1 pseudogene is annotated in these 228 nt (G+C 50.0%); it reads right to left on the reverse strand.

The window, feature by feature from the left end:
- Positions 1-47: 47 nt before the first annotated feature.
- A pseudogene (locus tag ACUZ79_RS15810) lies at positions 48-228 on the reverse strand (transposase); the annotation flags it as partial.

Here is a 228-nt window from a genome sequence, read left to right on the forward strand (position 1 = left end):
CTGAATGTGATGCACGGCTTCCCTGTTGGCTTCGGGCTTCAAAAGTTTTTTGAGATCACGTCCTTCAGGACGACGATATCAAGCGCTTGTTCACCTACAAGTCGTTTCAGCCGAGCGTTCTCTTCCTCCAACTAGCGCAACCGCTTGGCGTCAGAGATGTTCATCCCACCGAACTTGCTGCGCAATTTATAAAAGGTCGCATCCGAAATGCCATGCTGACGGCAAAAA

This window comes from Desulfovibrio faecalis (assembly GCF_053570625.1).